The organism is Symplocastrum torsivum (assembly GCF_059505465.1).
In genome coordinates this window covers 17,766-40,447 of the sequence record NZ_JCACKQ010000061.1, presented here as the reverse complement: position 1 = coordinate 40,447, position 22,682 = coordinate 17,766, and the positions used below count along the sequence as shown (strand labels likewise).

The window sequence follows — 22,682 nt, the reverse complement described above, 5'->3', positions numbered from 1 at the left end:
TGGATTGAGGTTGGTAATTGAATGAAAACCAATTTGATTACGCGAACCTCTCCCAGTCCCCTTGGAACCACAAGCGGTAGAGATTCGGCGGCACCTTCCTCCGATTGTGCGGTCAGTAGCCGAATCTCTGGCTCGACGCGACCCAGACAGTATACTGATATCAACTGGGTTTGGCGTAACCTGCTGACACAAGGAGAGCGGGAGAAGTTAAGGACGATCACGCAAACTGAACAACTTAATTTGCTCTCTCTAGCTCCAGGTGCGGCTCAGGCAGAAGTTTCGACAGCGGGGGCAGAAGTGGTAGAGGTTGTCTTTGCTCCAGGTGACAAAGTACCTCATGCCGAATTTGGCGAAGGGATTGTAGAGCAGCAGATACGAGATATGGTATTTTGCCGATTTGCCTGTGGTAAGCGTTCGCCTAGGGTTTGGGAGGTGCATCTCACATAAACTTATGTTTGTGTTGGGTATTAGTTGTAACTAGCTTTTGCTACTAACTAATAACTGAGTATTAGCTACACCAACGAATTACCAATAAAGCGGATGACCCACACCCCAAATATCAATGGGAGATTTCAGATGAAGCCTGGGTTATTACCCAGTGGTGCCAGTGCAATGGCTTTTACACGCTCGAAAATGGGGAGACTTTTTATCCATCTCAGGACGTTCGTTCTGCTTGAGTAGCCACTGTTACTATACGAACTCTGGAGAGGGAGGCTCTCGCTGCTCCGTTCCATCCTCGGCGAGTTCGAGGAGAGCGAGTTGTGATTGCAAATAAATAATGAATTTGATATTGGCTAATCATCCTTAGCCAAAAAATATTTTCTATATGAAAACTATCGAGTAAAGGACTTCTAGCAAACTCCTCTATTAAGGTCGAAATACTACAGTCTTCCTCCTTGGCTTTGGCATCTAATCTAGTAATTCCCGTTGGGGTAATTGTTAGGTTTAATTTTTGCTTTCTCTCGTCATAAATTAATCCTTCGCCTCGCTTTCCTTTCTTGCCTTTGTGAGAAGGTTTTTTTCGGTATCTTGAATCACCAGAATCTTGTTTCCTAGCCATTTGCAAGAGGTTAGTTTATGAACATGAGCTTATTTTAGGCGAAACTGGACAACCTCTTGAGAAAAAAGGCTGTGTTACATAGACTGGAAACCGCTTCAGACATAACTTTAGTTTATCCGCCTTAACGGATAATTTTGGGGCGTTACATAGCTATGTAACCGAGCTTATGTAACACTTGCTCTACAAAAACGCCTCGCTCTTTGACTCAACTTAATTCCTGTAATCCTTACTATCTCTAAGTTCTGGTGACGTTCCAAGCACTACCTAGAGGCGCTCTCACGTCGATTTTCCATACCCCATTGTTCTTAAGGTACAGTGTGCAAAAAAAAACAATCATTCTACTGTCCAAAACTTTACGGACAGTCCATAAAGTTTTGGACAGACCGTAAAGTTTTGGTAGTTCATAAAGCTTTGGACAGTCCATAAAGTTTTGGACAGGTAAAATAAGAACAATAAAGGCATAAACACCATTTATTAGTGAGTCATTAGTGAGAGAGTTCATGACAAAAGAGGAGTTCTTAATGCTTAGCTGTCGGGCTTTAGAGGCAAAAACAGGAATCGGCAAAACCCAGTGGAACAACTGGTTTCGAGAGGAGAACTCACCCACACTCAAGACGTTACGGGATACCGCAAGAATAATGAAAATGCCGCTGATAGATTTCATTGAGATCTTTGTTGCGCGGATTGAAAAGGCTCAGCAGCGGCAGTTAATTGCTCAGGAGGCAACAGAGCCTATAAAGGCTGCCAAAGAGTTCTCTACTAAAAAGGAGTACAGAGTCGTCTACCGTCCTTACGCAGTAATGAGACTAGTAGATGTTGTAGAAGAAGACCCTGGAAAAGCAGCCGATCATTGACTTCATTTCATGTCGATCGTGGGAATGCTTGAGAGAACAAGCTTTTCTTAGCTGTTCTTTAGCTTAACGACTAAAATTTCTCCATCAGTATACAAAGGCTTTATAGAAAAAACTCTTTTAAAACAACTAATTATCTCCCTAAATTTGTGCAATTGTCACTTCAGTGACTCCTAAGGGGTCTAAGTGATGACCACTCAAACCCCTTGTCAACTAACTCCCCTTAAAATCGGTCATTTCGGTTGAGGCGGTTGAGGCAATACACCTTGCAGTTGTTCAACACTCCAATCAGCCAATTCCTTAACCCGTTGCTCAGCCGCTTGCAGATGAAACTGGAACTGCGGGCAATCCTGACACTTGGGAACTTGCCCAACCACCAAACAATCACACTTAAACACAGGACGTTCGTGGAATCGACGCTTGCAACGACAGCAACCGTAGCGCTGTTTGCCATTTTCAACACCGCACTTGACGAAATCAGTAGACTGACAAAAAGGACATTCACGTCCGTAAACCCTTGGTTGATGCCCATGTTCAACCAGCACTTGCTGAAGAGCCACCTCAGCCCGCAGCTTGATAAGAGCGAAATCGGATTTAATCATTGGATGCTCCTCCAGAGCTAGGCTTTTAACTCAATTGATTTGACAAGTCCATTAGCGACCGTAATGCGCTCGACCAACCGGGGAATCACCGCCATCCTTTCATCAGCACTCAGCAGATTCCAAACCGCTAAATTATTTCCAGCTTGGATAATTTCTTGAGCCGTCTTACGCTCCAAAGAGCGCTGGGAAAAAGGATTCAGCTCGTCCTGAATTTGTTGGCGGATATCTTCCTTGAGACGTTCTAACTCGTTCGAGTGCATCTGCATCTTTTCCAAGCTGGCTAAATCCGCCTCCAGTTGCTTGAGTTTCTCAGTGTGCTGAGGAACGACTTGGGACATGTCATTTGGTTCAACGACAATTACCTGAGACTGCTGTAAAAAGTACTTGCTCAGTTCCTCCTCAATCAGGTGTTTACGAGTGCCCTTCAAGTTGTTACAAGTTGTTCGTGCGTTGCGGCAGGCGAAGTATTGGTAGACTTGCTGACCATCCTTGTAGTACTTGGTTTTTGTGGTTGCTTTGGCATGGCACTCAGCACAAAAAACTAAACTCCGAAGATAGGAAAACTCTCGGTAGTTATCAACACTCTCTAAATCCGCCGTGAAAAAGTTTCCACCAACATGACGGGCAGTGAACTCAAGGATTTGATGAATCTGCGCCGCCTGTTCCGGCGTAAGTAAGCACTCTTGGGGATGCGTATCCCGGACAATCTGCCACTGCTCCGGCGGCAAGTGTTGTCGTCTCCCATCGGGTAACGTCCGGCGCTTCTGGTAAGCCGTATGTCCCTGTAGAACCGGATTTGTTAACCAACGTTTTAGACCAAGCGGGTTCCAGTGGAAGATTTTGTCATTACCATTCTTCTTACTTCTAGAGCGCTGGATACCATATTTGTTAGCAATGCGCCCAACGGCTTTACTAACGCTTTGAGTTTCCAAGAAAAGGCGTATACAGTCCTCTCCAAGTTGTGCCTTAGACAGTCCTGGTAACGGCTCCAGCTCGAATTGGTAAAAGTCTTGGTAGTTAGCCGGACGCTCCTCTAACAGACAAAGAAACAGAGTACGATCCAGAGCATAGCGTTCGTTAACCGTGGTGTAGGCAAAAGGGATACAAGAAGAAGCGAGCTGTTGATTGCGTCGGTGCTGATTGCCGTGGTGTACCCCGCTCGGAGAGTTGATCCACCTCCATCTCAGCAAAACTTGCTAAAAGATTGAGCATGAGCCGTCCACCGGCATTACCTAAACAGATGTCTTGATCTAACACCCGCAGGTTGACCTCGTACTGTTGGAGGAGATCCACGCATTTGCGAATGATTGCAATACGTCTGCCTAAGCGGTCGATGCGAGTGATGATAACTTCAGAAACCTCACCCCCTTGAATCAGGGCTAATACCTCCATTAGCCCTGAGCGATCATCTTTTTTGCCACTTTGAACATCATAAATAATCACATCAGGCTTTTCATTTTCCAGGCGTGTGAGTTGCTGTTCAAGGGCATGAGAATTAAAGGCTTGTTCACGAGAGGAAACCCGTCCATAGGCAACAGACTTTTTTTTCCTAGGAGTTGTTGAAGGCTCGGAATCTATTGGTTTAAAGCCACGTGGCGGTGGGAGTTGTGTCATGATTTGTTAAGTTCAATTAGTGGGTAGTTATTGACAAAAGAGCAGCAAGAATTTGTGCATCACCAGGAGGAGAGGGTGATGCACAAATTCCTCGCAAAAACTCTTGAGTAAAACGCGACAAATCTCTTTTTTGTCAGGTCACTACTCTGGCTTTTGGAGATTTGGTTGAAGCCGTAAGTTCTTAAAAGGTCTAGAGTTGATGGTGTTTTGGGTAGGAGAAAACTGGCCATAAGGTGTCCGGGTGTCTATCAACAGAAAGAAAGGTGCTATAGACACTACCAACCCGGACAGTTAGTCAAGCGGTTTTTTTGAAATTGTAAAGAAATATTAAGCCCAGAGCCAAAGAATATAGCCGAGTGGGTCTATGACTCCTTCAACTCGTTCCACCTTGTTACTTGCCCTTTTCTTATAAGGTTGTCCTCCACGCCACTCGAACGTCGAGACATGTAATTCTTTCCCAGCTTTCAAAGTCTTGATGTAATCAGAGAACCGACGGCTGAGTTGCTTTTCCCCAAGTTGCTCTTTGTCATAGAGTTTTCGCAGGGGCAGGAGCCACTTATCCTCCCAGCCAGCATTCTTCAAATATTTAAGATAGTCTTTTTTCATCTGTGGGTAAGGCGGTCTCAGGGAATTCCCTGGTAGCCACTTGGTCTTTTCCAGAAGCCGTATCCGCGCAGAGATGTTATCTTTTTGTTGTGCCTTAGATAGCCAATAGGGTTCTGAGTTCATTGGACCTAATTGCCAAAGCACTAGGAAATTCTGCTTTTGAATTTCTCTGAAGAGTTCGAGCGCGTTGTTAAAGGGGTAGGGAATCTTTTTTTTAACTGTCCACTTTTTGATGTGTCGCTCTCCCATAACTAGCAGTCTGAGTTGAGCTACGTCCATATTTGTGAGTAAGTCCAGGTCTTCTATAAGGTTTTTTGGTAAGTAACGTCCGAGAACTCCTTGTTCTTCGATTGGGTTGGGAATCACTCCAAAAAGCTTATAAGCCAAAAGGACTCCTCTTGCCTGCCAGTAGTAATGCTCGGTCTTGAGCCAGTAAGCCTGATTCTGGTTTTTGGGGATGATGTTAAGGGAAGGAATAATTTCTCCGAACGCGTTGGCAATGTTGAAAAACCTTCTTCCAATCGGAGTGTCTGGGATGTATATCTCGGATGTGGGAATCCAGGGTCGCTCAATCGAAAGTCGCAAGTCATCTAATGTGGCTTTTGCCATCCATTCATTTAAGGCTGCTATTACAATTGGCGACTCTTGAAAAAATTCTTCATATCTCTGAAAAAAATACTCTGGGACGAGAATCAGAGGTAATTCCAGCAGAGCTGGTTGCCGCTGAAATATCCGTTCCGCCCAAGCTCTTTTTTCTTCTTCTGTAGTTGGAACTACTCGGTCAGTCAGGACTCTGTAGGAGCGCACCACGGGTTTCAAGTGAAGCGAATGGTTCAGAATCAGTCTACTGCCTTAACCGACGTTAGTACAAGTGTTCGCTAACCTGAACCATCCTAAATTCTTTTGTGCTGAGTCGTCGCTCATTATTTTTGTGTCTGGGATGGGGAAGCCGTCGCCACAGTACAAAAGGGTAAAAGAGGGTAAGCTCTCAACTGTCACACCGTTCACACGCAACTAGAACGCAATAAGAATCTTTATTGAGGATGGAGTGTCATGCAAAAAGCGCCCCCTTAAAGGAGGCGCTTCTGATTAAGCTAGATGCTTAAGAATTAGCCATTGATAACTGGAGCCGTCAGAGCAACAGGAGTTGCCTCACCAGCAGCTAGGTCTAAGGGGAAGTTGTGAGCATTGCGCTCGTGCATCACTTCCATACCCAGGTTGGCGCGGTTCAACACATCAGCCCAGGTGCCAATCACACGACCCTGTGAGTCAATGACCGACTGGTTGAAGTTGAAACCGTTCAGGTTGAACGCCATTGTGCTGATGCCCAACGCGGTGAACCAGATACCGATGACAGGCCAAGCCGCGAGGAAGAAGTGCAAGCTGCGGCTGTTGTTGAATGAAGCGTATTGGAAGATGAGACGACCGAAGTAGCCGTGAGCCGCAACGATGTTGTAGGTCTCTTCTTCTTGTCCGAACTTGTAACCGTAGTTCTGTGACTCGGTTTCGGTTGTTTCACGTACCAGTGAGCTGGTTACCAAGCTTCCGTGCATTGCACTGAAGAGTGAACCCCCGAATACTCCAGCTACACCTAACTGGTGGAACGGGTGCATCAGGATGTTGTGCTCAGCTTGGAACACGAACATGAAGTTGAATGTTCCACTGATTCCCAAGGGCATTCCATCAGAGAAGGAACCTTGTCCGATTGGGTAGATGAGGAATACGGCGGTTGCTGCTGCTACAGGCGCACTGTAGGCTACGGCAATCCAAGGACGCATCCCTAAACGGTAGGAGAGTTCCCACTCACGTCCCATGTAGCAGAATACGCCGATGAGGAAGTGGAAGATTACGAGCTGGTATGGACCACCGTTGTAGAGCCACTCATCTAAGCTAGCGGCTTCCCAGATTGGGTAGAAGTGTAAGCCGATGGCGTTAGAAGAAGGAACTACTGCACCAGAGATGATGTTGTTTCCGTAGAGTAAGGAACCAGCAACAGGCTCGCGGATACCATCGATGTCTACTGGAGGAGCAGCGATGAAAGCGATGATGAAGCAGGTGGTGGCGGCAAGCAGTGTTGGAATCATCAACACGCCGAACCAGCCTACATAGAGGCGGTTGTCGGTTGAGGTTACCCAGGAGCAGAAGCGTTCCCATTGGGAAGCACTGCGCTCTCTTTGTAGTGTGGTTGTCATTGTTTTATAAGTGCGGTTGACTTGTGTAGTCGGAATTTGATGATGTATTCAGAATAGTCGGGAAGTTTAAGTTTTGTAAAGATTGTTAACAATAGCGTTCCTTATCAGAGTGATAAGTCTGGCTGATAAGGTGTCTTGACTTGAGGCACTGCCCTGTTAAAAGGTATTAGTTTCTAATACAGTTGAGTATCCGCAGCGTGGCAGCGGCGGCATTGTTACATCGTGCCGCCAGATTAGGATTAAAGGCGTTTTCCGTGGTCTAAAAAAGAGTGCCGGGGGTGGAAGCAAGTTTGAGAATGTGCGATCGCTTCTCGGCGCTTCATGAGTTCAAGAAAACAAAAAGCCCTCACGCTTAAGGTGAAGGCAATCATCAGGGTGCATCTACCTCTCTCCTATTCGCTATCACAGTGGTTAGATCAGGAGAAATCAGTCGGTACCTCTAGAAGTACTTCTTAGAAAAGCTTTTTGGAATTGACTTCAAAAACAAACCCCAGTAACCGTCTGGGGTGGGGAGATTATAAGAATAATTCATCGAACAATGCTGTCAAGGCGGTTTCCCTCTGGAGGAACTAGCCTAAAGAGCTAACGGAAAACGCAATCACAATCATTAAGCCAACGAACACAGTAGCGAACGCACCTTGTAGAGCGTAGCGGCGCTGCTCCCATACGGCTGGGTACTCGGCTGTGTAAACAGCGACTTTCGGAGCGTAGTTGTTGAGGATACCGTCTTCGTTAACTGTGGTGAACATGTCGTTTTCCTCGTTGCCCTGGTGTGTTAGGGGTTTATGTAAATAAATGTAACTGACTATTTACAAAAAAGCAAGGGGTGAGCTAATGGATTGGGTTCTCTCTCCAATATGAAATCTCTCACTGACGGGGTAAACCTTCACGACAAATGTAGTGAATGTACTCGGCAATTCAAGGAATACTCATCTCCCTTGGGGTATGCCGCTGAAATGAAACAGCCAACTGATTCATCCAGTCCAATTTGTGGATTGTCCACTCCTGACTGACTCAGCACACCGACCTCTACTCAGACTCCTAAAAATCGCTCAAATCTTTTCCACTATGCATTCAAGAGTTGCCGACACTCCCGTCAACGAACTAAGGCGATTAGCCGTTAAACAACCATAAAGGTTTGCCTGCACAAGCCAAGCTCTCGGACGCTCACTTGCGCTTTACAGTCGAATTGTTGACGACTCTGGAAGGAGGTGAACCCAACACCAAACTTCTATAAGAGTCATCACCGCCGTCATTCGAGCCAGGAGCCGAGCTTTTACCGTGAACGCCACCACCACCAACTCCCTACATCAAACTTCTTTCTCAACCGACAACGCTCCGGAAAATTCTACTGTTACTGACACAATGGCGTTGAGTGAGCTATTAAAAGAAGAACTGATACTTCAGCTTGGTTCCCTACCCAGCAACGCTCTTCTCGTAATCAACCGCATCGTGGTAGAAGTCGAACGGATTTGTACCAAGAGTGAGCGCATCCAAAACGGCGGTGACGTTCGTTCGTGGGAGTTAACCTTGGCACGTCATCGTCTCTCTAAGTGTATTGAGTACTATAAGTTGGGTTCAAAGCAAGGTCGTGTGGAACTGCACAGCCACCTCAGCGTGATGATATATCGTCAGGTGGCACCTGAAAGAGCGCAGTTAAGCTTTGCGGCTCGATACCTCTTAATTGAAGACTTCTTGCAAGACTTTTACGCCGATTCCCTCAAAGCCTTGAGGCGGGAAAATTATTTAGCTGACAACTACACCCCGCGTACAAGAATCGAACTCGCTGAATACATGGCGTTTACTGAACAATACGCCAAGCGACGAGTGATGACGGGTTATGGTGCTGTGCAATTACTGGTACTTAGAGCGAAAAGCTTTGCCAAACGCCAACCCAGCGATACAGTCATGGACATTGAACAGGTGACCGAGTTTGCCAAAGGTGAAGAAGCACAGATGCAAAACCGCTCACCCGTGATGCAGCAGGTGCGAGAGCGTCTAGTTGCTGATACTCTTGACCCTCATGATACGGTTGTGCGAGAGCGCGTGATTGGTGAGCTGGTGCAATACCTAGAGTCTCAGGGTCATAATGATTGTGCGGATTACTTAATCTTAAAGCTGCAAGACTTGGCTGCCCCGGAAATCGACGACATCTTGGGTTTAACACCACGCCAACGGGATTATCTGCAACAGCGTTTTAAATACCATGTGGAAAAATTCGCTCGCTCTAGTCACTGGCAACTGGTACACCAATGGTTAGGTGCAGAACTTGACCAGAAGTTGGGACTTTCCTCTCCGCAGTGGGAGGCATTTGTCGGTCAACTTGACCCGAGGCAACAGCAGTTGTTATCACTCAAACGGGCGAACCATAGCGATTTTGAGATTGCTAAAGCGCTGAAAATTACACCGAAACAGGTGCAAAAGCGCTGGAGTCATCTATTAGAGATGGCAAGTCTTGTCCGCAACAAGGCACCAGAGAGTTGCAATAAAGGCATTAACCACTCAATCGCTGCCTAATTCCCCGATTTATAAAGTAATAGAGGTTAGTTGTGGGGCGAACGGCGACACTAATGTCGTGTCTGCTCGGATGCGAGCGCTTTTGGTGGGTGAACATTAGCCTGAGCAACACTATTAGCAAGATAAATCATTCAATCTCAATAGTTCTGGGTTAGTTCTCAATAACCTCGGAAAAATCGGTACTCGATAAGTTGTTTTTTCGGAATTAGCCCTATCAACGATATAACGTCATTAGAGCCATTGTCCTAGGTTGCGTACTGTGAGATTATCGGTATTAGTTAGTGTGAAATACGTCACCATTGATAATTTTGGCGAAATAACATCAGTGAAATAGCTTCAGTCCCGTGATTTTTGTGTCCCAGATAAACATCTCTCTAATTCAGACAATCTTGCCTGGGGTGCGAGGGTACGAAAGAATCAGAGTGAAAAAGGACAAATTGTTCGGGGGTTCAAATGGAACTTAAGCGCTCCAGGTTACTCCCCAGCCCGGAAAACCTGCCCGACCGTCAAGTTCAACTCAGGGAACGAGGGTGACGAGATTGTCTCACCTTCCCTGAACTGTGTCACCAGATACTCACCCTTGACAAAGTGGTAGACACTGATAGTAGGTCGCTTCGGGTTGCCAATGTACCGCAATCCTCCGTTTTTGAGAGATTAAATTGACGGCTCTACCTTTTGAATCTAAACTTCTTTTTGGATAGGTGGCGATACAGCCATTTGAATTGAAAGCTAGAGCGATCGCTTTCAGGCGATGTAACTCCCAAGGGTAATCGAATGGTGAACGTACTACCTTTGCCCGATTCACTCAGCACTTGTATGCTACCTTGGTGTGCTTGAACAAGTGCTTTTGCGATCGCAAGCCCCAATCCCGACCCACCTGTGCCACGAGAGCGATCGCTATTCACTCGGTAGAAGCGATCAAAAATCTGCGTTTGCTCAGATGGCGCAATGCCAATGCCTGTATCGCGTACTTGAATCAATGCTTGATGGTCGTTGCGATCTAAGACAACTGTTACCTGACCCTCGGCAGGGGTGTATTGGATAGCATTAACGATTAAGTTAGAAACTAGGCGATAAAGTTGCTCTTCATCACCCACAACGTTCAGTGGATTATGTGTCTGTACCAAAGAAGTCAGCGCCACTGATTTAGAGAGTGCCAACGCGGCAAATTCCTCTACTAAATCGCTGACAAGATCATTCAGGCAACTCATCTGACATCGCCTTGGCACGGCTTGTTGCTCCAGACGAGCCAACAGCAGCAAATCGGCAACTAGCTGATTCAGTCGCCGATTCTGACGTCCTATCGTATCGAGTATGTCCTGCACCTCTTTTTCATCCAACTGAGGCATTGAGCGTGCTGATTCTACCGTCGCCTGTGTTGCGGCTAGAGGTGTCCGAAGCTCGTGGGCAGCATCCGCTGTAAACTGTTGGATCTGTCTGTAGGATTTGTAAATGGGTTGCATCGCTAACCCGGCTAACCACCAACTGGAGATGCCTACCAGAATCAACGTTGTTGGGCTACCCAACTTCAAAATCCATTTCACGTTATTGAGGTAGTCGTTGAAGTCTTTAAGACTCCGCCCTACTTGAAAATACCCCCAATCACGATTGGAGCGAGTATGCAGGGATAGAGAAATTTGGTGATAAACGTTACCTTTGCCATCTTCTAGAGTTTGCCAGCGTTCCTTGTTTAATACTTCGGGGAGTCCCTCTGGATGAACACCCGCGATGGCAATCAACTGTCCTGAACTATCAAAGAAACGGACATAGTAGTTGCCTTGGTTAACGGCGCTGAGAACATGGCGAGAGGAACTCAACGGCTGTGTCATACAGTTATCGCCTCGATGACAAAGATTGGGTAAAAGCTCCTCTACAATTGGCTCTAAGCGTCCGGGTTGGTTCAATTTCAGTTCAATACTGTCATGCAGCGTCCCCGCTACAGACTCCAACTCACGGTCTAAGGCTACCCAATGGGCGTGCGCGATCGCTTCGTAGACACCGAGTCCAGACACGCTCAATATAAAACTCATGACTCCTGCATACCAAAGAGCCAATCGCCAGCGAGTCCGGTTAAACAGTTTATTTTGATGCATCTGGATTGAAGCGATATCCCATACCATGCAACGTTTCAATCAAGTTCGACCAACCAAAAGAAGCCAGTTTGCGACGCAACAAACGCACTTGAGCTGCCACTACATTACTAATCGCTTCTGCATTCACTTCCCAAAGCTGATTCCGAATCTGGTCACTGGTAACAATCTGGTTGGGGTGCTTCATGAAGTACTCCAACAGTTGGAATTCCTTAGTAGTCAGGGAAATAATCTGCTTTTCACTCAAGGTCTTTTGAGAACAAACCGTGCGGGTACCGTAATCTAAAATAAGAGTGCCAACCGTTAGCTGTTGCGGTTGGAGTTGAGGCGATCGCCTCTGCAATGCCCGCAAACGTGCCAGCAGTTCTGCCATCCCAAACGGTTTCACCAGATAGTCATCCGCGCCAGCATCTAGCCCAGCGACCTTATCTTCCATTTGGTCTTTGGCTGTAAGCATCAAAACTGGCAGAGGGCTGTGCTGCGATCGCAGTCTATGCAGTAGCTCTAATCCTGACAGTCCTGGCAGTAACCAATCGAAAATCGCCAGCGTATACTGGGTTGCTTGGTCATCGAGAAAGTTCCAAGCTTCTGTCCCATCAAGAACCCAGTCAACGACATACTTGTTCTGATTCAGAACTCGCTTGATAGCCGCACCCAAATCAGGCTCATCTTCGACTAGCAAAACTCTCATAAAATCGATAGTTATTGATTAAAACTAAAACGACCATCTACCTTTTGTCCGTCAATGTCCGAAGTGACTTTTACCTGATACTGACCCGATGCATTTCCGGGAAGTAAAGCTGCGTAGTGTTTCCCTTCAGCGTCATAGGTAAGGGGAAGGGTCTTTTGAGTCCCATCAGGTAGCTGAACTTGAGCCGTTACTTTGGCATTAGGGATTGCTTCGTGATTGTCGCCTTTCTGCAAATAAAAATCTAAATGAGTTCCGTTATCTTCTTTCTCAGGGACAAACTCCAAATGGTAGGGTCCTGACTCAACAACTTGACCGCCTGCTAGGGGTTTGGCTGCATGACTGGACGATCCTGCTTTAGCGGCATCAGTTGGTTGTACTGTTGATTCAGCGGGTTGGGTAGTTGTCGGGCTACTATCTGAGTTTGTGGCTTGATTGTTGTTACCACAAGCTCCCAGAAAAATCAGGCTCACACTGCCTAGAGCAATCAACATAAACTTGAGAGATTTCATACTTTTGGTTCCTGACACTAAACAATTGCAAGTTTCTTTTTCCATAAGAAAATAGCAGCACTAACTCAAAACAGAGATGGTGCCGCTGTTTGGTAATTCGAGCCTATCCCCCTGCTAAAAATTCATAAGGGAATCTACACGCATTAGGGGGCAGCAAAGCTCACTTTCTGTACTCATACCCCTTCAATCCTTTTCAGCAACAGCGTTAAATCACATCAACTCTCCTTAGAGTGACACCCGAAAATGAAACCCGGATGAAATTTCAAAGGGTAAAAGGAGAAAGTCCTATCTGGATTGATTGCTCTGTCCACCCATCATTCCCGGCATATTGTTCATCATGTTTTTGCAACAGCTACATACCGTTTGGTTTGGTTGCTGTGGCGTCTGGTTCGTTTGCGCCGTTGTTTGGCCCGTCTGCTCTTGAGCCAGTTTTGCCTCATTGGTACTGGAGGCTGTAGTAGGTGTCACGGTCTCATTGTGAGTGTCTGCTAGCGTTGGACTCGCTGTCAACGTTAGCAATGCCATACAAGCGATCGCACCACTCAATACTGTTTTAGCTCGTGTAGTCAGGCTCATCTTTTACTCTCCGTGCTTGTGTGAATTTACAAATTCTTAGCGAACTAAAGCCATACTAGACTCTCTAGTCAAGTGGAGAGTCAAGCCAGTCATTCAAGAAATTTGCATAACCTGCTCATAAATCCTGGCAAATGAGGGCAAGACAATTACCTCTCAAAGACGGCTTTGACTACCTTTCCATTGTTAGAAACTGACGGTATTTGTTTAGGCACTAAGAATTTCCCAAACTTGGCGTACAACGCTGGTAATACCATTAGCGTTAATGCTGTAGAAGTAAACAACCCACCCAGCACCACTATAGAAAGTGGTTGCAGAATTTCCTTCCCTGGTCCACCCTCTACTACCAGGGGTGCTAAACCCAGTGCAGAGGTGAAAGCCGTCATCAGGATGGCGTTGAGCCGTTCCATCGACCCAGAAATCAGAACTTCTTTAAAGGGCATCCCTTCTGCAAACTTAGTATTGTAATTGTCCACCAGTAGCAGTCCATTACGGGTGGCAACCCCAAACAAGGTAATAAAGCCAACTAGAGAGGCGATGGAAACGATGCCTCCAGTCAAAGCGACCGAAAATACTCCCCCTACCAAAGCTAAAGGCAAATTAATCATGATCGCGGCGGTAGAGGGAATAGATTTAACAGAAAGGTACATGATTACTGTAATGACGACAAAGGCTATGGCACTGGAAATTAACATATTCTGGGTGGCTCGTTCTTGGGCTTCAAATTGTCCCGCATACTGGATATAGTAACCAGCTGGAACTTGCACTTGTTGCTTAACTTTGTCTTGAATTTCATTCACAACAGAACGCAAATCTCTCCCCTTCGCATTAGCCGCCACAACAATCAATCGGGAAACATTCTCGCGGTTGATGGTATTCGGACCCGTGCCATTATCAATTATTGCAACTTGGGCTAAAGGAATTTTTTGATTGTTTGGAGTATCAACTAGTAAATTGCGAATGGCATCCAGATTTTGACGAGCATCTGGCTTTAACCACACCACGAGGTCGAAGGTTTGTTGCTTTTCTAAGACTTGGGACACGACTCGCCCATTAAGTGCTGTTTCAATAATTTCAGAAAGTTGTCCGACCTGAAGACCATATCGAGAAGCAGCAGCTCGGTCAAATTTGATTTGGATCTGTTCAATTGGCACTTGGGGTTCGAGTTGTAAATCTACGATTCCCTCAACCGTTTTCATCACATCATTAACTTGTTGCCCAATGATGCGAAGTTGTTCTAAATCGGGTCCGAAAATTTTAACGGCGATCGCACTTCTGACTCCAGACAAAACTTCATCCATCCGGTGAGAGATAAACCCCCCAATATTAGGCGCAACCCCTGGTAATTTGGCAAATTCCTCCCGTAGCTTCTCAATCGTTTCCTCCCGGTTTTCCATTCCGGCTTCGCTCAACTCGATGTCCAAATGCCCCAAATTGACCCCCCCTGCATCAGCATCCCCTGGCGCACGTCCCGATCGCAACTGCACGTAGGGAAATCTGGGGTCACCCTTAAGTGCCTCTTGAATTGCTCCTCCAGCGCTATTGGTAGTCTCTAGAGAGACACCAGGATATAGCAGCACGGTATTCACCAAAGTTTGCTCCTGAAACTCTGGTAAAAACACCCGTCCAAACGAAGGAACAATAACAATTGCCGCCACAAAACTAGCAATAGCGAGGCTCAAGATGATTCCAGAACAACGCAGAGAAAACGTTAAAAGGGGATGATAAAGCCGCTTAAAAAATCTCGCTACCCAAGGTTCCCGTTCTGGCAAGCGACCGTGAGGTAGTAAGATGGCGCATAAAGCCGGAGTCACTGTTAAAGCCGTCACGCTAGAAGCAATAACTGCCGCCATATAGCCCAACCCCATTGGAATAAAAATGCTACCTTCTACGCCAGTCAAAGCGAAAATTGGGGAGAAGACAACGATTGTAATGATGGTGGCTCCGAACACTGAGTCGCGTACCTCTTGGCAACCTTCAAATACAACATCCAAAACGGGACGGGGGTTGGGAGAATATTTATTTTCCCGTAGAGAACGGAAGACATTCTCCGCGTCTACAATCGCATCATCAACGGCTGAACCAATGGCTACTGCTAATCCTCCTAAAGTCATCGTATTCAAACCTTGTCCCAGCCAATTGAGGAGTAGGACTCCGATTAGCAAAGACAAGGGAAGAGCCGTTAGACAAATAGCAAGGTTTCGCCAATTCATCAAAAATGGGATAAGGATAAGGGCAACAATAATGCTGCCTTCAACTAAAGCCTCCCTCACATTCTCAATAGAAGAATCGATGTAGTTTTCCTGACGGAATGTAGCAGTAACTTTTATATCTTTAGGTAAGCCTGCTCTCACCTCTTCCATTGCCGCTTCAATCGCACGGGTGACAGTGGGAGTATCGGCAAGAGGCTGTTTATTAATCATCACGATAATTGCCTTTTGACCGTTAAAGCTGCCATCGCCGCGTTTGAGTTCTGCACCAATTTGTACGTCAGCGACATCTGCTATGTTGACAGGCTTACCATCGCGAGCCGTAATTACCGATTGCTGTAAGTCTTCGATCGATTCAATCCGCCCAATACCCCGGATTAGCTTTTCTCGGTCAGGGGTGATTAAATAGCCACCCGGAGCATTAACATTGGCAGCGGATGATGCTTCCACAACGTCTTCTAGAGAGACATTAAAGGCTTTTAGTTTCTCTGGATCAACTAATACTTGATACTGGCGGATATCGCCGCCATACGCTACCACTTGACTAACCCCAGGAACAGCCAAAAGACGATTGGTTACTTGCCAATCAACAATACGCCGCACTTCCATTAGGGACGTTGTTTGGGAGGTGAAGGCATATTGGAGTACAGTGCCGACAGGGGAGCTAATCGGAGAAATTTGTGGCGTTTCCACCCCTTCAGGAAGCTTACTTGCCGCTTGCTGTAGTCGCTCTGTTACTAACTGGCGAGCTTGATAAATATCGGTTCCCCAGTTAAAAATGACTTTGACAACGGAAATCCCCGCAGCACTAGAAGAGCGTACCGCTGTCACTCCTGGTGTCCCGTTAATCGCACTCTCAATCGGTAAAGTTACCAGAGATTCCAATTCTTCTGGCGCAAGTCCGGGGGCTTCGGTTTGAATTTCAACTTGGGGAGGGGCAAAGCTAGGGAAGACATCCAGCGGCATCTGGATGATCGTGCGAAATATCCAAAAGGTAACAACAATTGTACCGAGGATGACCAGCCAGCGTTTAGCGATCGCCCATTTGATAATAGCGCTCAGCATCTTTAAGTATTAGCTAAAAATATACTTTTGAGTTAAGGAGCTTTTTTAATTCAAAACTCATCACTCGTTTAAGAGCGCGGTTCTTGAGGCTCGTCATGCTCCCCAAGACGAGAGCTAGAATGAGACGCGATCGGCTGCTTGGAGTTGTTGAGATGAGGCTCTGTTTCATAGCTAAGGGCGTTGTACTCCATGTTGCCTACGGACAGCAGCCGACGCTGAGTTCGACGTGCAGCCCACGAAGCTCCAGCCAAAAAAGTGCCAACAGCGATCGCACCCCCAGTAGGAATGACCAACCACCAAGGAAGCTCAGAACCCCTCTTGTTAGAATCAGTCGCCTGAGAGGGTGCAGGAGCCTGATCATGTGCATCGTCGGCATTAGCACTGCTACCACCTCGCAATGATTGAGCATAAAGTTGAGGCGCACGCTGGGTAACTACCAAATCCCCCTCAAATAGACCTGTTTTCACCTCAACCATGTCTGCTGACGTTTGACCTAACGTGACTTCAACAGGCTGATAGGCATTGCCATTTTGGAGATAGACTTGTTTCTTGCCGTTCGCCTCAACCACGGCTGAAGTAGGAATGGCTAGGATAGCTGCCACTGTTCGATCTGTTAGGACTTCTAGTTCGGCAAACATCCCTGGTTTGAGTACTCCGCCAGGGTTGTCGAGTTCCGCTTTCACTGGCACCACCCGCGTTTCGCCTTCCACCACCGAAGCGATCATGGCAATCCGTCCACTGAAGGTACTCTTAGGCAAGCTACTGACCTTGACACTCACCCGTTGACCCGTCTTTACTTTGTCTAAATCTTTTTCGTAGATATTCGCAGTCGCAAAAACACGATTGTCATTTACAATCGTCATCAGCTTGCCGCCCGCATCCTCGAAGGCTTGACCGAGGGTAACTTCGCGATCGCTAACTGTGCCAGAGATGGGAGATGTCACCGTCACCAGTCCTTTGTCATTGGCACGAGTTCCCAATTGTTGCAGCCTTGTCTGATAGGCGGTATCACTCAGGCGGATACGGGACTGGGCTACCTCAACAGCAGCTTGGGCGCGTTTGAGTTGGTTCTCTGCTTCCAGAACTTCCCGGCTACTCGCTGCCTTGACGAGTTGAGCCTCGCCTTCTCTCAGGTGCGATCGCGATTCCAGCATCTGGCGTCGTGGCAGCGCTCCTGCACTCACCAAACCTTGGTCTTTGTCATATTGTTCGCGAGCTACCTCAACTTCAGTGCGAGCTTGTTCGATTTCAGCAGCGGCAATTTGACGTTGACTCTCTAGATTTTGTTCGGCTAGTCTCAAGTCCGCTTGAGCTTGCTGTAAATCGGCTTGAGCCTCTGCTTGTTTTTCCTGGGATTCGACGCGCAGTTCCACTAAGTCCGGTGCAGCTAGGACAGCGACAGGTTGACCTGCTCTCACAGAAGCACCAGGTTCCACCAATAGCTCAGCAACTTTCCCTGGAATTGGTGCAGTCACCTCGACTTTTTTACTGGGCAGGGTTTCAATCTGACCTGTAGTTTTAATCCCAACCACTAGCTGCTGGCGTTTGACTGGCTCAACTTTAATTCCCAGCCGTTTTGCGATTTCGGCATCAACTTGAATAGAACCAGTCGCTTGACTCGCTTCATCTGTGTGTTGAAATTCGTTACCATGACCGCCGTGAGCTAAAACAGCTACGGGAGTCGTCAGGAGGATAAGGCTCAGGAGTGCAAAAGAAACGCAACCAAGCGGCGCAGGGAGTTGGGAACGGTCAGACTGACGCATCATTGGGAATGTCCTTAAGTACCGAAGGAGCTAAAGTAATGTCAAAAGAAAGGCAGTAAAGAAACAAGTTGCATAAACGGCATAGCTAAAAGTTTTCGTATCCCATTGAAGAACCCCCCCATTAGCGTGAGGCGTTGCCTATTAACTGGAGAGAACGCAAGTTTCAAGGCAGCGCTGCTGCACTTACTACCCAGTTTTCCACCCAAAAATGAAATCACGATGAAATGTTCCTACCTCATTAGTAGGAAATCGTTACTACCTCAACAGAAGGTGAGAGTATAAGTCGTGAGAACGTTTTCTTGAACGAGTAATGACCCCTCATCGAACCGACTCTCAGGCTCCGGATAACCTGAAGCTTGCTGCACCCGTGCCACTCATACTGCATCCAGCAGCCGTTTATTTATCGGGGTTGGGGAAGGGGTCACAGGCGACAATCCGTTACTCCCTTAACTGTATCGCCGAATTGCTAACGTCAGGTGAGTGTGATGCCTTGACCCTAGATTGGTCAAAGTTGCGCTATCACCATACTGCCGCAGTGCGGGTGGCTTTGATGGAAAAATTTGCACCGGTGACAGCGAACAAAATGCTTTCTGCCCTGCGTCGAGTTCTTCTGGAAGCTTATAGACTGGCTTTGATGGAGGCAACAGATTACACAAAAGCTGTGGATTTGCCCAACATTAGTGCTCAAAGCGAACCGAAGGGGCGTGCCCTCACCGAATCAGAAATCGCGGCGCTCTTGAAAACTTGCGACTCACAAAGGGCCATTGATGTTAGAGATGCCGCAATCCTCGTGATTTTGCGAGGGACAGGAATACGTCGGGCGGAACTGGTTAAGCTGGAGCTATCTGACTTTAATCCCACAGAAGGCGCGTTGGAGGTACGCAAGAGTAAGAGGGGCAAAAGCCGTAGAGTGTATCTGCCGAGGTCAGCGATCGCGTTTGTCGAAAGATGGCTATTAGTTCGGGGAAGAGAACCGGGTGCGCTGTTTTGTCGAATCCGTAAGGGAGGTCGCTTGCAGCTAGACCACATGCATCCTGATGCTATTTGGCGGATACTCCAGAAGCGGGGTGAGATGGCTGGTTTGGAGTCGTTCTCCCCCCATGATTTTCGCCGGACGTTCTGCTCTGACTTGCTGGAAGCTGGGGTGGATATTGTCACGGTGCAGAAACTTGCGGGTCATGCTTCGCCCCTCACTACTGCTAAGTATGACCGTAGGGGAGAGGAGACCAAGCGCAAGGCTGTGCAGAATTTGTCGATTCCTCAGCTTTAGAAGATAGAAAAACCGAGCAAAGGGAATGCTATTGTTTACGCTAAGAACAGAAACCGAGTAGGCGTTCGTGGCAAAGGTCATATCCATCTTCAATCAGGCTGGAGGTGTCTCCAAATCGACGGTGACGCACAATCTTGGCTACCACCTTGCCATCAGAAAGCATAGCGTTCTCCTGGTTGATATGGACCCTCAAGCCTCTCTCACCACCTTTATGGGGTTAGAGCCGCCTGACCTGAAAAAGACGATGTACGATGCCCTGTCGAAGGAAGAGCCACTGCCCATTGAGAAAGACTTAGATGGTCTGGATTTAGCCCCATCCAATATCCTTTTGGCGGATTGTGAGCAGGAGTTGGTACTTGCCTTAAAAAGGGAGGAGCGCCTTAAAGAAGTCTTGGCTCTCGTCACAGAGCAATACGATTTCATTTTGATTGATTGTCCCCCCAGCCTAGGCCTATTAAGCTTGATTAGCTTAGTGGCATCGAATCATGTCCTAGTACCGATTGAAACCCAATACAAGGCTTTTAAAGGGACGGATTCACTTCTCAAAACAATTAGTAAAGTTCAACTTCGGCTGAACAAATCTCTACGAATAGCCGGCTTTGTGCCTACTAAGTACGCTTCCAGAAACTCGCTTGATCGGCAAGTTCTAGAGGCAATGCAAAAACAGTTATCACCCCTAGCTCCAGTCTTTTCTCCCCTCCCTACCGCTACGTCTCTGGCACTCGCTTCAAAGAAAGGAGTACCTCTAGCCCTGTGTTCTGGCAGCAGTAGGAATCAGCCCATTCTCACTTTGTTTGACGAGCTAGCGGAGGCAATGGAAGAAGTATGACCTCCCGTAAGCGCTCGACTCGCTCAGATGATGACCGGCTAAATCTCAGGAATACCAAGTCGGTCGGGATTGTCAGCCAGTTGGAAGAGGACGTTCCTAATGCGGCAACAAACCTCCCCCTCGACAAAATCTCGCTCTCTCCATCTCAGCCACGCAAGTACTTTGATCGTGAGAAGATGCAGCGGTTGGCGGAGTCAGTCAGACGTGACGGTATCCTCCAACCTTTGTTGGTACGTCCCTTAGCAGGTGAGTGCTTTGAATTGGTAGCCGGAGAGAGGCGGTACAGGGCAGCCGAGACGATGGGATTAACTGAAGTCCCTGTCACGATTCGGGAAATGTCAGACGACCAAGCTAGACAATTCGCCCTAGTCGAGAACCTGCAACGGGAAGACCTTAACCCAGTAGAAGAGACAGAAGGCATCTTAGGACTTTTGGCGCTCCGTCTAGAGAAGACTGTTAAAGAGGTTATCTCTCTCCTGCGGCGCCTGGAATTTGAAGTGGGGGGGAAGGCTACCAATAACGTTATTGGTAGTGAGGACTCGTCAGCCGTGGTTGAGGTTTTTACCAGCTTAGGACGGATGAGTTGGGAGTCATTCGTTAAGAATCGGTTGGCAATTCTGAATTTGCCATCAGAGGTTTTGGAAGTCTTGCGCTCTGGTCAACTTGAGTACACTAAGGGGAGAGCAATTGCTCAAGTCAAGGATGAGTCCTTGAGGCAGCAGATCTTGGAAGAGGCGGTTACACAAGGGCTATCTCTTAACCAAATTCGAGAGAAGATTAAGGCGTTGAAATCGCCTGACTCGCTCCAGCCACCGCCAGAAGCAGAGGAACTCCGAAAACAGTTGGGGAAACTTAACAGACTATCAAAGAAGTCTAAGGCTTTAGAAAGTTTTAAGACCAGGCAGCAGGTAGAAAAATTGCTGTCTCAGCTTCAAGATTTGTTGTCTGAATAATGAGTAATTGAGAGCAAGTTTCTCTAGTTAATTGCCGCTACACCGGAATAAATTACGAAAGCCTCCTTGCGGAGAGTAAAATGAGCGCCACTCGATGCCGGAGGAAGTACTCGATTGCTCCCAATTTTAAACCCCGGCACTCGTATCCTGAATACCGGGGCAGATTTAGATCGCTGAGCCTGTATAAGAGATTTCCAGTTTCCGCAGAATCAATCTGATGCTGTGAGGTTTTTCCACTAAACTACCTCCCCACACTCAAAGGAGAGGGCAGGATTTGAACCGGCGTCTCGCTAGCCTTGTTCTACAGAGAATGATACAGGGAACGAGTTTTCAGTCATCAGCTTGGAGCAATAGCTTGAGCTTTATTGTGAGCTTAAGGCGCTAGGGTGGCTTTACCATTTGCCTACCCCCAGATCAATGGCTAAATCAACTAGCAGATAGACTGGGGGGCAGGATTTGAACCTGCAAATACCCTACTCGCTAAAAATGAACTTGTACTCCAAATTCAGTGTAATCTAATCGGCAAATAGATAGCTAAATATTGCATTGGCAACTTGTCGCTGCTGCACTTCCCTACCATTGGCTTCTTCTCTAGCTTGAATCACGGCTTTTTGTAACATATCCACTCGACGCAGCATTAGATTCACCCGATCTTGAGGAAGTGCGCCTGAGAACTCAATTAAACTCCAGGTTCCTTCTACAACATCTTTGGAAACTTCTTTAATTTGAGCAGGGTGATGTTCCGTTGCTTCATAGGCAACAACAAAATCAGTAATTTTTTTGGTTTTCACAGTTTCTTTTGGATTGGTGACGTAGCATCCTCGATTGGGGTCATGCTGCCAGTCTTTGTCAATTGAAAGTACGGGTAGCGACGCAATGAATGTCTTCACATCCTGAAGCTGCTTTTCGAGAAACAATAGATAGGAGACAGGGACATCTGAAACAATAGTCTGTCCCTCCACGCTCACAGAGGCTCTAGCCTCTGTATTAGCGTAGTCCTGAGTAGCGGCTAGGTCTAAAAATTCAGCACAAGATTGCACAAACTTTTCGATCAAGTCATCAGCCTTCAGCGTCAGTTTCTGTGATTCAGGAGGATAGACGAATCCATCCTCTTCTCTAGGCTGATAGGTTCGGCTCAATCCTTGAAACAATGCACTCTTGTGACACAGTTGAGATACCTCTGTTTTACCCTTATTGGCATTGGCTTTAACAGATTGCAATACAGCGAGCAACTGATTTAGCTTCATATAACCCCCTTTCCTGTCAACTCAATTATTGCCCAGCCGA

The 22,682-nt window shown here is 47.1% G+C and carries 20 protein-coding genes; 6 read left to right on the top strand and 14 right to left on the bottom strand.

Annotated features, from left to right (window positions below; all coding sequences use genetic code 11):
• The first annotated feature begins 21 nt into the window (after positions 1-21).
• Positions 22-447: a hypothetical protein gene (locus AC5JL3_RS19050; protein ID WP_496075983.1), complete on the top strand. Its 426-nt coding sequence runs from the start codon at positions 22-24 to the stop codon at positions 445-447.
• Between the two features lie 208 nt (positions 448-655).
• Here the strand turns inward: AC5JL3_RS19050 and AC5JL3_RS19045 are convergent, their stop codons facing one another.
• A complete protein-coding gene (locus tag AC5JL3_RS19045) occupies positions 656-1,060 on the bottom strand; it encodes a hypothetical protein (RefSeq protein ID WP_496075982.1) in 405 nt (134 codons plus the stop codon).
• Between the two features lie 500 nt (positions 1,061-1,560).
• On the opposite strand from AC5JL3_RS19045, the gene AC5JL3_RS19040 reads away from it, so the two are divergent.
• A complete protein-coding gene (locus tag AC5JL3_RS19040; RefSeq protein WP_496075981.1) occupies positions 1,561-1,914 on the top strand; it encodes a hypothetical protein in 354 nt (117 codons plus the stop codon).
• A 230-nt stretch (positions 1,915-2,144) separates the two neighbouring features.
• Here the strand turns inward: AC5JL3_RS19040 and AC5JL3_RS19035 are convergent, their stop codons facing one another.
• The 6 genes from AC5JL3_RS19035 to psb34 all read right to left on the bottom strand — a co-directional run bounded on the left by AC5JL3_RS19035 (position 2,145) and on the right by psb34 (position 7,674).
• Positions 2,145-2,513 (bottom strand): transposase-like zinc-binding domain-containing protein, encoded by a 369-nt coding sequence (locus tag AC5JL3_RS19035; RefSeq protein WP_496075980.1) that lies wholly within the window; start codon positions 2,511-2,513, stop codon positions 2,145-2,147.
• A gap of 17 nt (positions 2,514-2,530) precedes the next feature.
• Positions 2,531-3,703, bottom strand: a complete 1,173-nt coding sequence (locus tag AC5JL3_RS19030) for a recombinase family protein (RefSeq protein WP_496075979.1) — start codon at positions 3,701-3,703, stop codon at positions 2,531-2,533.
• Positions 3,591-4,127: a recombinase family protein gene (locus tag AC5JL3_RS19025; protein WP_496075978.1), complete on the bottom strand. Its 537-nt coding sequence runs from the start codon at positions 4,125-4,127 to the stop codon at positions 3,591-3,593. Before AC5JL3_RS19025 ends, AC5JL3_RS19030 begins: the two co-directional genes overlap by 113 nt.
• A gap of 327 nt (positions 4,128-4,454) precedes the next feature.
• Positions 4,455-5,543: a hypothetical protein gene (locus tag AC5JL3_RS19020; protein ID WP_496075977.1), complete on the bottom strand. Its 1,089-nt coding sequence runs from the start codon at positions 5,541-5,543 to the stop codon at positions 4,455-4,457.
• A gap of 299 nt (positions 5,544-5,842) precedes the next feature.
• Positions 5,843-6,925, bottom strand: coding sequence for a photosystem II q(b) protein (gene psbA, locus AC5JL3_RS19015; RefSeq protein WP_496075976.1), 1,083 nt, complete (start codon positions 6,923-6,925; stop codon positions 5,843-5,845).
• Between the two features lie 569 nt (positions 6,926-7,494).
• Positions 7,495-7,674 (bottom strand): photosystem II assembly protein Psb34, encoded by a 180-nt coding sequence (psb34, locus tag AC5JL3_RS19010; protein WP_496074715.1) that lies wholly within the window; start codon positions 7,672-7,674, stop codon positions 7,495-7,497.
• 532 nt (positions 7,675-8,206) lie between these two features.
• Here psb34 and AC5JL3_RS19005 point away from each other — a divergent pair.
• Positions 8,207-9,442 (top strand): hypothetical protein, encoded by a 1,236-nt coding sequence (locus AC5JL3_RS19005; RefSeq protein WP_496075975.1) that lies wholly within the window; start codon positions 8,207-8,209, stop codon positions 9,440-9,442.
• Positions 9,443-10,110: 668 nt separating this feature from the next.
• Here the strand turns inward: AC5JL3_RS19005 and rppB are convergent.
• The 6 genes from rppB to AC5JL3_RS18975 all read right to left on the bottom strand — a co-directional run bounded on the left by rppB (position 10,111) and on the right by AC5JL3_RS18975 (position 18,346).
• Positions 10,111-11,535, bottom strand: a complete 1,425-nt coding sequence (rppB, locus tag AC5JL3_RS19000; protein ID WP_496075984.1) for a two-component system sensor histidine kinase RppB — start codon at positions 11,533-11,535, stop codon at positions 10,111-10,113.
• Positions 11,522-12,223: a two-component system response regulator RppA gene (gene rppA / locus AC5JL3_RS18995; protein ID WP_496075974.1), complete on the bottom strand. Its 702-nt coding sequence runs from the start codon at positions 12,221-12,223 to the stop codon at positions 11,522-11,524. The genes rppB and rppA overlap by 14 nt, the downstream gene beginning before the upstream one ends.
• Before the next feature lie 11 nt (positions 12,224-12,234).
• The gene (locus AC5JL3_RS18990) at positions 12,235-12,732 is read right to left on the bottom strand and encodes a copper resistance CopC family protein (protein WP_496075973.1); all 498 of its coding nucleotides are present in this window, start codon (positions 12,730-12,732) and stop codon (positions 12,235-12,237) included.
• A gap of 285 nt (positions 12,733-13,017) precedes the next feature.
• Positions 13,018-13,308, bottom strand: a complete 291-nt coding sequence (locus tag AC5JL3_RS18985; protein ID WP_496075972.1) for a hypothetical protein — start codon at positions 13,306-13,308, stop codon at positions 13,018-13,020.
• A 146-nt stretch (positions 13,309-13,454) separates the two neighbouring features.
• The gene (locus tag AC5JL3_RS18980) at positions 13,455-16,580 is read right to left on the bottom strand and encodes an efflux RND transporter permease subunit (RefSeq protein ID WP_496075971.1); all 3,126 of its coding nucleotides are present in this window, start codon (positions 16,578-16,580) and stop codon (positions 13,455-13,457) included.
• Between the two features lie 68 nt (positions 16,581-16,648).
• Positions 16,649-18,346, bottom strand: coding sequence for an efflux RND transporter periplasmic adaptor subunit (locus AC5JL3_RS18975; protein ID WP_496075970.1), 1,698 nt, complete (start codon positions 18,344-18,346; stop codon positions 16,649-16,651).
• A 307-nt stretch (positions 18,347-18,653) separates the two neighbouring features.
• On the opposite strand from AC5JL3_RS18975, the gene AC5JL3_RS18970 reads away from it, so the two are divergent.
• The 3 genes from AC5JL3_RS18970 to AC5JL3_RS18960 all read left to right on the top strand — a co-directional run bounded on the left by AC5JL3_RS18970 (position 18,654) and on the right by AC5JL3_RS18960 (position 21,395).
• Positions 18,654-19,613 (top strand): tyrosine-type recombinase/integrase, encoded by a 960-nt coding sequence (locus AC5JL3_RS18970; RefSeq protein ID WP_496075969.1) that lies wholly within the window; start codon positions 18,654-18,656, stop codon positions 19,611-19,613.
• A 67-nt stretch (positions 19,614-19,680) separates the two neighbouring features.
• Positions 19,681-20,442 (top strand): ParA family protein, encoded by a 762-nt coding sequence (locus AC5JL3_RS18965; RefSeq protein ID WP_496075968.1) that lies wholly within the window; start codon positions 19,681-19,683, stop codon positions 20,440-20,442.
• Positions 20,439-21,395 carry a ParB/RepB/Spo0J family partition protein gene (locus AC5JL3_RS18960; RefSeq protein ID WP_496075967.1) on the top strand — a complete coding sequence of 319 codons (957 nt, stop codon included), beginning with the start codon at positions 20,439-20,441 and terminating at the stop codon, positions 21,393-21,395. The genes AC5JL3_RS18965 and AC5JL3_RS18960 overlap by 4 nt, the downstream gene beginning before the upstream one ends.
• Positions 21,396-21,910: 515 nt before the next feature.
• On the opposite strand, the gene AC5JL3_RS18955 is transcribed toward AC5JL3_RS18960, so the two are convergent.
• Positions 21,911-22,642 carry a DUF7873 family protein gene (locus AC5JL3_RS18955; RefSeq protein ID WP_496075966.1) on the bottom strand — a complete coding sequence of 244 codons (732 nt, stop codon included), beginning with the start codon at positions 22,640-22,642 and terminating at the stop codon, positions 21,911-21,913.
• Between the last annotated feature and the right edge of the window lie 40 nt (positions 22,643-22,682).